Here is a 14,768-nt window from a genome sequence, read left to right as displayed (position 1 = left end):
GACGCTTCACCTCTTCCTTCTACTTTATCATACGACTTCTCCACAAAAGATAACTTAACTATCTCACAAAGTCAATCAATCTGACATTTATATAGTTCTATGGTCGATAAGTCAATTAGCTTGCTTGCCTACGCTCTTTCCGTGTGTTTTTCACCGAACTACCAATGCTTACCTTATCTCCTAGCTTTACACCATGACTAGGCTAGTACATCAAAATGGCTTCAGATGTTTTTTCATCCTGATCCACTTGATCATCCAACTCTTAAATATAGAAGCTCTCCTCTCTTCATTTTTTCTATGATTACGCTTACAAACATATCCTATATTTAAGATACCACAAATTAGCCAATTTAGTACCTTAAATATGTAAAATGAATTCTTCTTGCCGTAGCATAATCAGATCATATTATTGTAAACTTGTTCTAATACAGAAAAAGGTGGCACACACGCTATGGAGCATTTGCTTAACGACCAGGTCAAAAATATTCAAATCAGCGGCATCCGCAAAATCGCCAACAAAGTTGCCGCATTACCCGGAACTCTGTCATTAACGATTGGACAGCCGGATTTCCCTACCCCTACGCATATTATGGAAGCTGCCCATCGGGCAATTGATGAAGGTCGGACCACTTATACACCTAATCCGGGACTGCCGGAATTACGAGAAGCTGCAGCAGCGTTTGTAGCCCGTAAATACGGTCTGAATTACCGTGGACTGGATGAGGTTATCGTGACGAACGGAGCCAGTGAAGCGCTGGATATTACCCTGCGCACAATTTTGTCACCCGGAGACGAAGTTGTTCTACCTGTGCCGATTTACCCAGGATATGAGCCATTGATCCGTTTGTCAGGTGGCATTCCAGTGTTGGCTGACACCCGCAACAGCGGATTCAAGCTAACGGCAGAGGTACTGGAGCCTTATCTGACTGAGCGGACAAAAGCAGTCATTCTCGGCTATCCTTCGAATCCGACCGGACGGGTGATGAGTCACCAAGAACTGGAAGCAGTCGCGGATTTACTCAAAGAACGCGATCTGTTTATCATTTCAGATGAAATATACAGCGAACTTATTTACGATACACCGCACGTATCTATTGCAACTCTTCCAGGTATGCGGGATCGTACCATCGTCATTAACGGTCTCTCCAAATCACATTCCATGACAGGATGGCGCATTGGTTTTACACTTGCACCCGCCGAGATTACACAGCACATGGTCAAAGTACATCAGTACAACGTGACCTGTGCTAGCTCAATTAGCCAATATGCAGCACTGGAAGCCCTGACCGTTGGGGTGGATGATGCACTTCCGATGCGCGAAGAGTACCGCAAACGCCGTGACTATGTACACGGAAGACTGACAGATATGGGGATTCCGCTGGAGAAGCCCGAGGGAGCCTTCTATCTTTTCCCTTCCATCGCCCATTTTGGATTAAGCTCAATGGACTTCACCTTGAAGCTGCTGGAAGAGCAAGGAGTAGCCGTCGTGCCGGGAGATGCTTTTTCTTCCTATGGCGAAGGTTATATTCGCTTATCTTACGCTTACGGACAGGATGTACTGGAGCAAGGGTTGGATAAAATAGAGAAGTTTGTTAGGGGAATTGTGAGGAGTTAAGATGGGAGAGGCGCTACGCAGTCCATTTGATCTTCCGATCGCCGTCGCGGTGGGATTCTTGAATGGATAAAACACTTATAGGTAAGAATCCCACAGCAAAGGCGAACGCTGCCGCTTCTCCAGATTCAATTGGCCCGCTTCGCTCACTGCCCGCCTTAAAGTCCCACAATTATCTAACGTGTGTGGAGTGGTAGGGCTAAAAACATTACTCACCCGCCCCACGCGGTGGGTAAAAAAAACAGGCCCTTGAATCACCTACACGGGTGGTTCAAGGGCCTGTTTGCTCTCCCTACTCCCTCACCGTCGGCGTGGGATTCATGGGTACGTTGCTTTAAGCACGGCGCAGCGAAGGGGGCGGAATGGTACTGGACAAGCGAAGCGGTCGCCTTTAAATTCCGATTTTCACCTTTATGCGGTAATCATAAAAATCGGAATTTAACAGCGATGGTAAGCACCATCCGCCTCCGCAGCGGCCTTTAAAGCACCACCCCGTATCCACACGCCACTCTCCTACTTTAAATGCATTTTGAATTGCAGGAACAATTCGTTATAATGAGCGAGCATTCGCTTGCCTAGGTTATCGTATACTTCAAGCTTATCTGTAATTTCAGATGGAGGATAGAACCGCTCATCGCCAGAAATATCTTCAGGCAGCAATTTCTTTGCATCCTTGTTTGGTGTGGAATAACCCACAAATTCAGCATTTTGAGCGGCTACATCGGGCTGCATCATAAAATTGATAAATTTATGAGCCGCATCCACATGGGTAGCCGTTTTTGGAATAACTATATTATCAAACCACAGGTTGGACCCTTCATCTGGCACGACGTAATCCAGCTTATCGTTCTGATCCATGATTTCGGACGCATCACCGGACCATACAACTCCAGCAGCAGCTTCCTCGTTGGCTAGCAGCATTTTAATCTCGTCGCCAACCACAGCCTTGACGTTAGGTGCTAGCTTTTCCAGCTTCGTCAAAGCTTGCTGCAAATGCGCCTTGTTTGTATCATTCAAGGAATAGTGGAGACTGTTCAGCGACATGCCCATAATCTCCCTAGCTCCATCAACCAGCAACAGGTTATTACGCAGCTTCGGGTCCCACAGGCCATCCCAGCTATGAAAATCAATGCCTTTGGTCAGCTCCGGGTTAAACACAATCCCGACTGTACCCCAAAAATACGGAACCGAATATTGGTTATTTGGGTCAAACGAAAGGTTTAGATAATGAGAATCTACATGCTTCAAATTCGGTAGCTTGCTATGGTCCAACGGGAGCAACAAGTGCTCCTGCTTCATTTTAGCCAAAGCGTATTCCGAGGGAACCGCTACATCAAACGAAGTTCCTCCCTGCTCGATTTTCGTCAGCATCGCCTCATTGGAATCAAATGTCTGATAAATGACGGTAATCCCCGTCTCCTTCTGAAACCGTTCCAGCAGCTCAGGATCAATGTAGTCTCCCCAGTTGTACACCGTCAGTGTGTTACCACCGGAGTAGCCTTGACTGGAGTTCAACCAGGCTGCCACGCCCATCAGACCAAACGAGATGATGAAAATGGACAGAAACACGCGCACAAGCGACTTCATCTAGGCACCCCCATTTCCGCCGCAGGCTCTTTTTTACCATTACGATTCGCCTTGCGCATAATAAAGTAATAGCCCACCACCAGCAGCACAGTAAACAGGAATATGAGCGTGGACAGTGCATTGATGGACAAGGAAACCCCTTGACGGGCCCGTGAGTATATTTCCACCGATAAGGTCGAATAGCCACTGCCTGTCACAAAAAAGGTCACCGCAAAATCATCCAGCGAGTACGTTAACGCCATAAAAAAGCCTGCATAAATCCCTGGCTTGATAAAGGGCAAAATCACCTTGGTTAGCACATCCAGCCGGCTGGCACCCAAATCACGCGCAGCGTCCACCAGGGATGGGCTCATTTCCTGAAGCCGCGGCAAAATCATAATGACCGCAATCGGCACACTAAACGCAATATGGGATAACAAAACAGAGTAAAAACCCAGCTTAATGCCAACCATCGTGAACAAAATGAGGAAGGAAGCGCCAATAATGACGTCCGGGTTCACGATCAGTACATTGTTGAGCGACAACAACGTATTTTTGACTCGACGGTTCTGCATCTGATGAATAGCCAGCGCACCCATGATACCAATAATCGTAGCCAACGCAGACGACAGCAAAGCGATTACTAAGGTGTTAATAACAATAATGATCAAGCGGGTGTCTGCAAACACCTCTTTGTAATATTGAAGTGTAAAGCCTTCAAACTCGTGCATGGTCCCGCCGCTGTTGAAGGAATAGTACATCAAATACAAGATAGGCGCATACAACACGAGAAAAACAATCACCAAATATATATTCCCGAATCGGTTTTTATTTACCATGCCGCACCCTCCGTTTCGTTCGCGAGGTGAGCAGCATAATGATCGCCATCGCCAAAATCAGGAACACAGCCACTGTTGAGCCCATACCCCAGTCCTGAGTAACTAGAAAATGCTGCTCTATCGCCGTCCCCAGCGTAATTACACGGTTACCTGCAATCAGACGGGTAATCATAAACAGCGACAACGCTGGAATAAACACAGCCATACAACCAGACCGCACACCCGAAAGTGTTAACGGGAAAATAACCCTGCGAAACGCGGTCCATTTGGATGCGCCCAAATCACGGGCTGCGTCCAGCAGTGAAGGATTCAAACCTTCCAACGCATTATAGATGGGCAAAATCATAAAAGGCACAAAAATATAAACAGATACAAACACAAAACTGGAGCTGGTAAACAATATTTGCTGACCGCCCAACCCAACCATGCCTAATACCGCATTTACCGGACCATAAGTCCCGAAAATCCCGATAAAAGCATACGTTTTGAGCAACAGGTTAATCCAGGTCGGCAAAATAATGAGCAACAGCCACAGTTGCTTATGCTTGGTGCGAGTAAGCAAATATGCCGCCGGATACGCCACGAGCAGTGAAAATACAGTGATCAGAAATGCATACCAAAACGAGCTAAGCGTCATGCTTAAATAAACAGGTGTCAGAAACTGAGCGTAGTTGCTGAATGTGAGATGACCATCCACATCAAACAGTGAATAGTAAAATACAAGTACAACTGGAGCTGCCACGAACAGCACAATCCATAAATAGTAAGGCAGCAGATACGCTGCTCTTGTATTACCGGACATGCTGATCCACCTCTTCATAGGCTTCCAGACGCCGATCGAATTCTTCCTCTGTTTCCCCGAACCGCATGACATGAATGGCTTCCGGGTCGAATCGCAGACCGATTTCACTGCCCAGCTCCGCCTTTTTGGTAGAATGCACCAGCCATTCCTGTCCTGAATCATCATAGCAGCTTATTTCATAGTGAACTCCACGGAACAATTGGGTATCCACCTGAACACGCAACTTGCCTTCAGCAACACTGGTAATCTCCAAGTCCTCTGGCCGAATTACAATTTCAATAGGTTCGTTCGGACGCAATCCTCCGTCGACACATTCAAACTGTCGGCCGTTGAATTCCACTTGGTAATCCGCGATCATACGTCCAGGAACAATATTAGATTCGCCGATAAAATCAGCAACAAACCGATTAATCGGCTCATCATAGATATCATTTGGCGTCCCACTCTGCTCGATCTTGCCCTTGTTCATGACAAAAATTTCGTCTGACATGGCCAGTGCTTCCTCCTGATCATGCGTAACAAATATAAAAGTGATTCCAAGTCGCTGCTGCATTTCACGCAAAATATACTGCATTTCTGTCCGCAGCTTTAAATCCAGTGCCGACAATGGTTCATCCAGCAAGAGAACATCAGGCTCATTGACGATAGCCCGTGCAATAGCTACACGCTGACGCTGTCCCCCGGACATTTCAGAAATTTCCCGTTCGCCGTAGCCTTCCAGATTGACAAAGGACAACGCCTGTGTCACCTTCTCCTGAATGTCCTTTTTGTTCATCTTTTTAATCCGCAGACCAAAAGCGACATTTTCAAACACATTCAGATGTGGAAATAGCGCATAATCCTGAAAAACCGTATTGACCTGCCGCTCGTTGGCTGGAACACGATTAATGAGTTTTCCATTCAAATAAATAGAGCCCTCTGTCGGCTCTGCAAAACCTGCAATCATACGCAGAATCGTCGTTTTACCACAGCCGGAAGGACCCAGCAGTGTATAAAATTTGCCACGCTCAATCTCAAAGCTGACATCCGCCAGCACTGGGGGATCGTTGTCATATTGTTTGGTCACCCGTTCGAATCGGATGATGGTTTGCTCTCCCATAACACCCTCCTTCAAAAAATTCGACTTCATTCCACCACATTCTCTTCATTAAACATAATTATTCAGACCGTATCATTCACCCTTGTGACTTCCATGTAAAATAGTCTGTCAACACACGGATAGCTACCTCGATGGCTTCCTCTGCAGGCTCCAGCTTGGCATGGTGCAAGCCATAAGGCGTATCCACGCCAAGCCAGAACATCAGGCCAGGAATTCGTTCCAGAAAATACCCGAAGTCCTCTCCGGTCATCGCTTCTCCGCATTCAACAAGCTGCACATCCTGCCGATTACTAACCCATTTCATGAATTCCTCAGTCACCTTGGCTTCATTGTATACTTGCAAATAATTGGAGCCATAATGAATCTTCGCTTGGCATTCAAATCCAGCTTCCACACCGCGCACCAGCGCCTCAATCCGCGATTTAACCAGCGTCATCGTATCGGCAGACAACGTTCGGATCGTACCTTCCAAACGAGCGGTTTCCGCGATAATATTCTGCTTCGTGCCTCCGCTAACCTTACCAACCGTAATGACCGCTGCATCCAGTGGATTCACATTACGGGCTACCACCGTTTGTAATTGTCCCACCAGCTGACAAGCAGCCACTACCATATCATTCGCCTTGTGTGGATACGCCGCATGCCCCCCCGTACCCTTGAGATCGATGAAAAGTTCCGATGTATTGGCAAATAGGATGCCCGGGCGAGTGGCTATGGTGCCTACAGGATATTCTGGTGCAACATGCAATGCGACAATTTCATCCGGCATCCAGTCGGCCAGCTCCGTGCTGTCCCGCATAGGCAAGGCTCCACCAGGTCCTTCCTCAGCTGGTTGAAACAACACGACCAGATCATCCTTAATCGGATGACTCGCAAAGTGTGTAACAATTCCTAATCCAATCGTCATATGTAAGTCGTGTCCACAAGCATGCATGTAGCCGGGATGGGTCGAACGGAAATCGTAACCCGTCTCTTCCTCAATCGGTAAACCATCCATATCACAACGATATCCATAGCGGTGCTCAGGAGCCGTTCCATGAATAAGTACTAACACGCCCGTACGCCATGTACGAATGTCCAGCCGCTCCTGAGGGAGCGTTTCCAAGTAGTTCAGCAAGTATCGTTGTGTTTTATATTCCTCAAACCCTGGCTCGGGAATTTGATGCAGATCCCTTCGTATTTGAACAAAAGAACGATCATCGGCTGTGCTCATTTTGCTGCTACGCCTCCTTTTTATAGCTCATCAGCTCTTATCGGGCAAAAGAATAAAAGGACAAAAGCCCGGCGCAGCCGCCGAGCCTTGTCCGTTGTGCTTCGTCCCTATGTTATGCTGTCAGTGTATTATGCTCCTGACAAGGAATCGTTCACCTTTGGTACCTAAAAAACGTTGCCTTCTTACAGAACGCGCAGTTCTTTCAAAATCTCAGTTTTGGATTTGGTCTTGTCATCGACCTGTTTGATTACACGTGCAGGTGTACCAGCTACTACGGAGTATGGAGGCACATCTTCAGTTACAACCGCTCCGGCTGCAACAACTGCACCTTTACCAATGCGTACGCCTTCCAGTACAACCGAGTTCGCACCGATCAATACTTCGTCTTCTACGATAACAGGCTGTGCGGACGGTGGCTCAATGACACCTGCAAGGACAACGCCTGCACCGATGTGGCACATGTTGCCGACTTTAACACGACCGCCCAGTACAGCATTCATATCAATCATGGTGCCTTCACCAATCGTAACGCCAATGTTAATCACTGCGCCCATCATAATGACTGCGTTGTTACCAATGCCCACCATATCGCGGATATAGGCGCCTGGCTCAATGCGTGCATTAATGCCTTTCAGATCCAACATTGGAACAGCAGAGTTACGGCGGTCATTTTCCACCACGTAATCTTCTTCTTTAGCGTTTGCGCTATCCAGTACAGGCTTGATATCGGCCCAATCACCAAATACCACACCGCTGTCTCCAGAAATAAAAGCTTGAACATTCTCGCCAAAAGATGCGGAAGCCAAAGCTCCTTTTACATATACTTTAACAGGCGTCTTTTTCTTGCTGTTTTTAATCACGTTGATGACTTCTTGTGTATTCATTTCGATGGACATATTAAATCTAACAACTCCTTCATCGCTTCATACGACTTCGCAAGCCGGAATGATCTTATTCTCTCATCCTTTATAGCACAAAAGTGCAGGTCTCGCAATTACAGATTAGACCTTCGAATCGCTAATCCAGTACGTAAAACAACAAATTTCAGCAGTTTGACTGCCTTAAATTCATGATTATAAGCCAGCGACCACCTTAATTTTAAACAGGATTATTTATTAGCTTGCAGGCTCTCCAGCGATGTATAAATGAAGGATTCGAATCCTTCAGCAGGTTCACCATGTGGAATGTTCACTTTCACGCTGAAAGCGCCCGTAGTATTTTCCACAACAATATATTGTTGGGTGATCTTCGAACCGTTCGCTTGCAAGAACAGACGGCTGCTGGTCAGCGCTTGAGGCACGGCTGCTTTGTCCAGCTTTTGTACCTTGCCTATGGAAGCCAGGTCCTTCTCGCCATCTTTTTGAAGCTCATCTAAATTAAAGTTGGAGGGCAGCTTCGTAATTTCGGCGTAGTAGTTATCATCTACCGCTAAAGCGACACGGTTTTGATCGGGAAACAGGGACATCGGATCAAACACATACAACGAATAGCCCTCTCCCTTTGCCAAAGTTGCTGTCTGCTTTTCCTTTTTCCCTTCAAGGTTAAGCTCAAAAGTTTGAGTTTTCGCGCGATCCCCGCCTACTTGTTGACCAGAGCTTCCGTTTTGATTGCTATCTGTTGAAGCCTCTGTCTTTTGTATTTTCGTTAAAGTCAGTTGCTTCGCTGTCGCGTCGCCCTCTACTGCTTTTTCGGTATATTCAAACGCTACTGGATCACCTTCTTTAAGCCCAGCTATTACCGTGTCTAGTCCTTCTCCTAGCTGGAAGGATTGGGCTTCGCCATTGGTTTCAATCTCTACCGTATGCGGGTCAGCAGCTCCGTTGTATACACCTGTGCCTTTTTTAACCTGCGGCTCAGCGACCGGCTCCGGAGTGGCTTGCGGCTGTTGCGTTTGCGGTTGGTCTGCCCCTTGAGGTGCATTGTTATTGGTTTGCGGTTTCGTACCACAGGCTGATAGAGCCAGCACTGCCACGACAGTCAGTAGTATGATTGAAAATGTGTTATGTTTTTTCATAAAATCCACCTCCACGATGTTATACAAGCTTATGCAGCAAAAGTTCTATGCAGCATCTCACTTAAAATCCTTCCTCTCGCTCCCGTTGATTATATTCTCAGGATTTTGCAAAATCCTAATACCATGGGGATGCCAGGTACGGTATAATAGGCTACATTAAACCTCATTTTCGAGATACCGTTAGAAGGAATATGAACGTATTTCATTTCTTTCATACGGATGGAGCTGCCACATGAATCAAGCACACAAACCGTCGTTTTCCTTTGAATTATTGTACATCATAGGTATTATTGCTATTTCGTTCTCCTCGATCTTCGTCAGGTGGTCTGAAGCCGAGGTGTCCGTCATCGCTATGTACCGTTTGTACTTGACCAATCTGCTGATGCTGCCATTGGTCTGGAAATATCGCACCGAGCTATTCAGCCTCACTCGCAAGCAGTGGACGCTGATCCTCTGGTCCGGTATCGCGCTAGGGCTGCATTTCTTGCTGTGGATGGGCTCGCTGCGACTGACCACCGTTGCAAGCTCTACTGTTATTATGACATTGGAACCGATCCTTGTCATGCTCGGTTCTTTTTTGTTTTTCCGGACAGGCACAAATCGCGCTATGCTCTTTGGAATGGGCATGGCCTTTGTCGGCTCACTGGCCATTGGCGCAGGGGATTTTCATGTCTCAGGACAAGCCCTGCTCGGAGATGCGCTGTCCTTCTTGGGTATGGTAGCCGTGTCCATCCATATGCTGATGGGCAAGCATCTACGCGAGCATTTGAGCGCTTTTGTCTATAATTTTTGGGTTTTTATCATCGCAGCCACATCGCTTGCGCTGTATAATGTGGTCAATGCCATACCTTTTACGGGATACGCTCCACAGGAATGGGGGCTGTTCCTGCTGCTTGCCATTGTGCCTACGCTGTTCGGACATTATCTGTTTAACTGGCTGCTCAAATACATTAACGCCACCGCGGTGTCGATGGCGGTACTCGGTGAGCCCGTTATTTCTTCCCTGCTGGCTTGGGTGCTGCTCGGGGAGAGGTTGTCTACTTTGCAATTTGGTGCAGGCTTTTTTATCCTGTTCGGGGTATGGGCTTTTATCCGATACGGAGCGGATTTTAAAAAGCAAGTTGTCCACCAAAGTGAGTTGCCCGGCACTGAGCCCCCCTGAAGGCTAGCTCTTAGCTTATTACCCCATTTTCATAAACCATACTCAATGGATTAAATTTACTATTAAAAAAAGGAAGGCGGAATCCTCTATGAAATCCATCGTATCCAAACGCTGGTTGCTGGCCCGATTGTACGAACCTGATATAATCATTGCCGACTGCCGTTCCCTGCTCGGACAAGCCGGGGCTGGACGGAACGAATTTAATGAAGACCATATCCCACGGGCGGTTCACTTCGATTTGGAGGAAGACCTTACCGCTCCTCTAGGCGAGCATGGTGGTCGCCATCCATTACCTGACGTGGATACACTTGCTGCACGTCTGAGCCGCGCCGGAATCAATGCAGCTTCACGCATCGTTGCTTATGATGACCAAGGGGGCATGATGGCCTCCCGCTTCTGGTGGCTTCTACGCTACCTCGGGCATGAACAGGTATACGTACTGGAAGAAGGCTACAGTGCCTGGAAGGAAGCGAAGTTCCCCGTTACGGCAGACCAGCCGATTCGCATTCCCTCAACCTTTGTGCCAAATGTTCAGCCACAAATGCTCACAAGTATGAAAGAAGTACAACGTATATCCGAAACTTCTGTTCCTGTTGGCTCCTATATCGGTTTTTCACCTATATTGATCGACTCCAGAGAGCGTCCGCGCTACCTGGGGCTGGAAGAGCCCATAGATCAAGCAGCAGGGCATATTCCCGGTGCAGTGAATTTCTTCTGGAAAGAGGTCTTGGATGAAAAGGGGTCATTTAAAAACGCAGAGCAGTTAAAACAGCATTTCTCAGACCTTGATCAGAACGCTGAGATCATCGTATATTGCGGATCAGGCGTATCCGCCTGTCCGAATGTTCTGGCTTTGAATGAGGCAGGATTTAGTAATGTAAGACTCTATCCGGGGAGCTGGAGCGATTGGATCAGCTATGAGGAAAATCCGGTGGCGACTGGACAGGAATAATCCATTTTTAATAGATATATAGGTTCTAAAGACAAACACACTGCCTTAAGCGATTGAGCTCATGGCAGTGTGTTTTTTCTCTCATCGAATTTATCGATCATTTAATCCCTTTCCAGAGAGAATGTCTTGCATACATTTTTCAATCCTTGATTCCCGAGTTTTAGATTGTTTGGGTGCAGAAAAATGCATAATGTATGCTCTTTGTCGTCCCGGCGTCAATGCAGCAAAAGCAGTTTTCAAGGCAGGATCTTCATCTAATTTAGCTTGAAATTCTTCAGGAAAAATGAGTTCTGTATTCTTTTTAAAATCCACTTTTAAACCGGCTTTTTCCACTTCAATGGCTTCATTAATATAGACCTTCAAAATGGCTTCCATCTCTATGATTTCTTTAACATTAGTGAACCGAATCTGGCGCCCCGCCTGCGTATCCTCCCCAGGTTTGATTAGAATACCATTGGGGTCATTTAACAAAGCACCTTTGAAAAACATAAGCGCACAGTGTTCTTTAAATCCTTGTATTATAGCTATGTTGCTATTCTGAAACGTGTAACATGGTTTACCCCACTTCAATTCTTCGGTTAGCTGGCAGTCAAGCACGATCGCTCTCAACTTCTCCATTTCTACCTTCCACTTTTTCACTTTATCTAAATATGCATCAACTTTAGGATTTATTTCCTCTCTATTTGTCATGTTAGCTCCCCCCTTATTGTTTTTGCTCATAATGTTTATGTATATATATTTACAGAAAATCTATAGAATAGCCATCACATTGCTATATTTATTATACGTTCACCTCATCCCATCTATAAATTACATAACCCAATTGACATATAACTAGCAATAAACAAATTACGTTTATGCATAGATATATTTTAATTTTTTTCTTGTATTTATCTAAATCTACTTCTTCGTTCACTTCTCTTTTTTTTATTTTCTCACTCCAGCTCATTATTCTTGAGAATTCTACCGCACCCAATACTCCCCATAGCAATGGAATGACTAGAAATATGGCATTTACTAGAGACAATAATATCCCCATCCCTACATCATCCATTGTTCTTATTGATTTAAAACAAATGTGCACCACTAGTGACAGACTAAATAATCCCAAGCCTATAACACTTACTATCGGTTTGTCTTGCATTCTCATTTTTTATTCCCTTCGCATCCAATTACATATAACGATCTGTATTCACGATGTCCCAGCGCTTTAGGACTAATAGTCCGTCTGTTACTTGCGGCAGTTAAGCGGTTGATGTATCTGTTGAATTGCTTTCCCGAAATAGCTATCCAATATTTTGAACAACTACATATCTTAATTCATATTCTTGTTGTTTTTCTGCATGTGTCAGACATTCTCTTATGGAACCCATTTCTAATATATTCAAATCATTAAAATGTTCTATTAAATTTTCTTCAGTAAAGAAGTGAGCATATTTCCCTTTCTTGTATTCATATGTTCCTTCCTCAACGTTCCTACCCACACCATTATTAAAATCGCGATCAGAAAAACACGTAAAATACATCACTCCCTGTTCCTTCAAATGCATCACACAATTCTGTATCAGTTTTTTTCGGTCTTCTAACAAAAATAAATGTAATAAATCATAACAATATATGCCGTCATACCTTTTGCTTGTACGAAACTCTAACACCGATTCTTGAATAAAATTCGTTTTTAAATCCCATTCTTTTGCTAGATTTATAGCTGAACTAGATATCTCAATTCCATCAACCTCAAAATAAGAAGAGAACATCTTGGTATTTCTCCCATACCCAGCCCCAGGAACCAAAATATTATGTGCATTATTCTTTTTGAACAAATCTATAGCTTGGGTTACAGTTTGACTTGGTTCACAACCCCAAATCATTCCTTCTTCAGCAAACCTTTTGTTCCAATAATCTCTCATATTATTCACCTGCCTATATACTCACATAGCTCTTCTTTTAAGCTCATCAATCTGTCTTATATGATGTTGATCATGCCAGATAAAATCTCTTAAATATGATAGTATAGTAAACTTCCCGTCAGCATATTCTTTAGTAAACTTGTCGTCTTCAAAACTCTCTATACTCTGCAATATCATGTTACGGTACTGAATAGTCATTTCAATTAATTCTTCCTTCGTTTTTGTTTTTCCATATTCAACAGCATCCTGATTAAATTGACCAAAATCAATATGCGTTAATGTCAAAGGCGTATTGTTTAATATCGGATTTATGGCTGCTTCATAAAAGTATTTATCCCACAGCAATATATGACTTACGATATCGTGAACTGACCATTTATCTTCGGCAATCTTTATTTGCCAATCCATTTCACGAATCTCAGAAACAAAACATATCCATTCCTTGAACTCCTCTAGTAACTGCGACTTCTCATTCATGGTTTCAGACCCCTCTTTTCAAATTTGAGCTATTTAGAATAACGTTTCTGTACGCATGAACCCCACAGGGGTTGTCTGCTGAAAATCTTTTTTATGAATTCGATAATGATTATATCTTTCAGCATCTATTTCTATCTCTCCTACAAACTTAAAATTATTTTTTTGAATAACTTTATTGGATGCTGCATTCTCAAGTAATGCAATTGCGTTTAGATATAAAGCTTTCCTCCAATCAATAACATGGACCATTCGCCCAGAATGTCTTGTTATATTTTTGTATTCTTTTCTTATGCCAATTTCCATATCTACTGACAGCACATCAAGTCTATTTTCATCTACTTTATTTAAGAATGTTTTCATGTTTTCATGTTTTCTCCCTGAATTTGTTGTATGACCACCATATTTCGCCTAATGTTCCTTATATTCATGAACTCCCTCAGGGGTTGCTGTCTGCTCTGGCTTCTTTAAAATCTCTCTGGCAAACCAAGAGCTCTGCATGACCCGAAGCATGAATATTATGTTATATGATTGTTACCATCTTCATGAAATACCTACAGTCCTTAATTCAGCTTCCATTATTGCAAAGTATACATCCATGACAATTTAAATAGATATCATGTTTTTCGCATTTGGGATACCCTCTTGGAATTGTAGGGTTATCATCCCCCTCTTCAATTTCTGACCATTCTGTATAATTATTCATGTCAACATCTTCTTTATTGAATGCTTTAATCATTAAGCCAAATTGATTCAAACAATTAACAATCCAATCTTGGCGTGGTTTATAGCTTAATTTCTCCCACCCTAAACCATCTGCTGCATTTGAAATAGTATCTAGTATAAAATCTTTCTCGCTTTCAAAGGAGCCTATAGTCCAAGGCATTTCATCAATATCAAAACCAACTGTTCCTATTCCAACTACAGACTGGTCCCTTTGTGCTAGCCAAATAATTAATTCTTTTTCTCGATTCGTTTTAGCTAGTAGTGATCCACTAATAGCTAGAACTTCAATAAAGACTGATGTTAATCCATTTGACATACCTATGGGTTCAACTACATCATTTAATTGTTTTGGTAATGAAATGGTGTTCGCCATACTATCCTCCAACACTTGGTTTATAT

The 14,768-nt window shown here is 44.3% G+C and carries 16 protein-coding genes; 3 read left to right on the top strand and 13 right to left on the bottom strand.

The genetic code is table 11. The features are described 5' to 3' along the window. Positions 1-451 precede the first annotated feature (451 nt). Complete coding sequence (locus tag C0638_RS15925; protein ID WP_040103253.1) at positions 452-1,615, top strand: aminotransferase A; 1,164 nt, start codon at positions 452-454, stop codon at positions 1,613-1,615. 510 nt (positions 1,616-2,125) lie between these two features. Here the strand turns inward: C0638_RS15925 and C0638_RS15920 are convergent. The 7 genes from C0638_RS15920 to C0638_RS15890 form a co-directional block, all read right to left on the bottom strand. After that, the gene (locus tag C0638_RS15920) at positions 2,126-3,199 is read right to left on the bottom strand and encodes an ABC transporter substrate-binding protein (protein ID WP_013372268.1); all 1,074 of its coding nucleotides are present in this window, start codon (positions 3,197-3,199) and stop codon (positions 2,126-2,128) included. Next, a complete protein-coding gene (locus C0638_RS15915) occupies positions 3,196-4,017 on the bottom strand; it encodes an ABC transporter permease (RefSeq protein ID WP_013372269.1) in 822 nt (273 codons plus the stop codon). The genes C0638_RS15920 and C0638_RS15915 overlap by 4 nt, the downstream gene beginning before the upstream one ends. Continuing rightward, positions 4,007-4,819, bottom strand: coding sequence for an ABC transporter permease (locus tag C0638_RS15910; RefSeq protein ID WP_013372270.1), 813 nt, complete (start codon positions 4,817-4,819; stop codon positions 4,007-4,009). Before C0638_RS15910 ends, C0638_RS15915 begins: the two co-directional genes overlap by 11 nt. Continuing rightward, positions 4,809-5,918, bottom strand: a complete 1,110-nt coding sequence (locus tag C0638_RS15905) for an ABC transporter ATP-binding protein (RefSeq protein ID WP_013372271.1) — start codon at positions 5,916-5,918, stop codon at positions 4,809-4,811. Before C0638_RS15905 ends, C0638_RS15910 begins: the two co-directional genes overlap by 11 nt. 76 nt (positions 5,919-5,994) lie before the next feature. After that, the gene (locus C0638_RS15900) at positions 5,995-7,131 is read right to left on the bottom strand and encodes an N-acetyldiaminopimelate deacetylase (RefSeq protein ID WP_040103250.1); all 1,137 of its coding nucleotides are present in this window, start codon (positions 7,129-7,131) and stop codon (positions 5,995-5,997) included. Between the two features lie 182 nt (positions 7,132-7,313). Continuing rightward, positions 7,314-8,027 carry a 2,3,4,5-tetrahydropyridine-2,6-dicarboxylate N-acetyltransferase gene (gene dapD / locus C0638_RS15895; protein WP_013372273.1) on the bottom strand — a complete coding sequence of 238 codons (714 nt, stop codon included), beginning with the start codon at positions 8,025-8,027 and terminating at the stop codon, positions 7,314-7,316. Positions 8,028-8,239: 212 nt separating this feature from the next. Continuing rightward, positions 8,240-9,145 carry a hypothetical protein gene (locus C0638_RS15890; protein WP_040103249.1) on the bottom strand — a complete coding sequence of 302 codons (906 nt, stop codon included), beginning with the start codon at positions 9,143-9,145 and terminating at the stop codon, positions 8,240-8,242. A 232-nt stretch (positions 9,146-9,377) separates the two neighbouring features. Between C0638_RS15890 and C0638_RS15885 the strand changes: the two genes are divergently transcribed. Together C0638_RS15885 and C0638_RS15880 are read left to right on the top strand one after the other, a co-directional pair. After that, entirely contained in the window at positions 9,378-10,307 is a 930-nt protein-coding gene (locus C0638_RS15885; RefSeq protein ID WP_040103248.1) for a DMT family transporter, read from the top strand. An 88-nt stretch (positions 10,308-10,395) separates the two neighbouring features. Then, positions 10,396-11,259 carry a sulfurtransferase gene (locus C0638_RS15880; protein WP_040103247.1) on the top strand — a complete coding sequence of 288 codons (864 nt, stop codon included), beginning with the start codon at positions 10,396-10,398 and terminating at the stop codon, positions 11,257-11,259. A gap of 90 nt (positions 11,260-11,349) precedes the next feature. Here the strand turns inward: C0638_RS15880 and C0638_RS15875 are convergent, their stop codons facing one another. The 6 genes from C0638_RS15875 to C0638_RS15850 all read right to left on the bottom strand — a co-directional run bounded on the left by C0638_RS15875 (position 11,350) and on the right by C0638_RS15850 (position 14,742). Further along, positions 11,350-11,949: a YdeI/OmpD-associated family protein gene (locus tag C0638_RS15875; protein ID WP_040103246.1), complete on the bottom strand. Its 600-nt coding sequence runs from the start codon at positions 11,947-11,949 to the stop codon at positions 11,350-11,352. Between the two features lie 91 nt (positions 11,950-12,040). Beyond that, complete coding sequence (locus C0638_RS15870; protein ID WP_058712014.1) at positions 12,041-12,409, bottom strand: hypothetical protein; 369 nt, start codon at positions 12,407-12,409, stop codon at positions 12,041-12,043. Positions 12,410-12,545: 136 nt separating this feature from the next. Further along, positions 12,546-13,169: a class I SAM-dependent methyltransferase gene (locus tag C0638_RS15865; protein WP_040103244.1), complete on the bottom strand. Its 624-nt coding sequence runs from the start codon at positions 13,167-13,169 to the stop codon at positions 12,546-12,548. A gap of 21 nt (positions 13,170-13,190) precedes the next feature. Further along, positions 13,191-13,646, bottom strand: a complete 456-nt coding sequence (locus C0638_RS15860) for a DinB family protein (protein ID WP_040103243.1) — start codon at positions 13,644-13,646, stop codon at positions 13,191-13,193. A 33-nt stretch (positions 13,647-13,679) separates the two neighbouring features. Next, entirely contained in the window at positions 13,680-14,006 is a 327-nt protein-coding gene (locus C0638_RS25760) for a hypothetical protein (protein ID WP_102163624.1), read from the bottom strand. A 205-nt stretch (positions 14,007-14,211) separates the two neighbouring features. Beyond that, a complete protein-coding gene (locus C0638_RS15850) occupies positions 14,212-14,742 on the bottom strand; it encodes a hypothetical protein (protein WP_040103242.1) in 531 nt (176 codons plus the stop codon). Positions 14,743-14,768 lie beyond the last annotated feature (26 nt).

It is taken from the genome of Paenibacillus sp. lzh-N1 (assembly GCF_002872435.1).
GTDB classification, from domain to species: domain Bacteria; phylum Bacillota; class Bacilli; order Paenibacillales; family Paenibacillaceae; genus Paenibacillus; species Paenibacillus polymyxa_C.
This window is presented reverse-complemented; position numbering and strand designations above follow the sequence as displayed.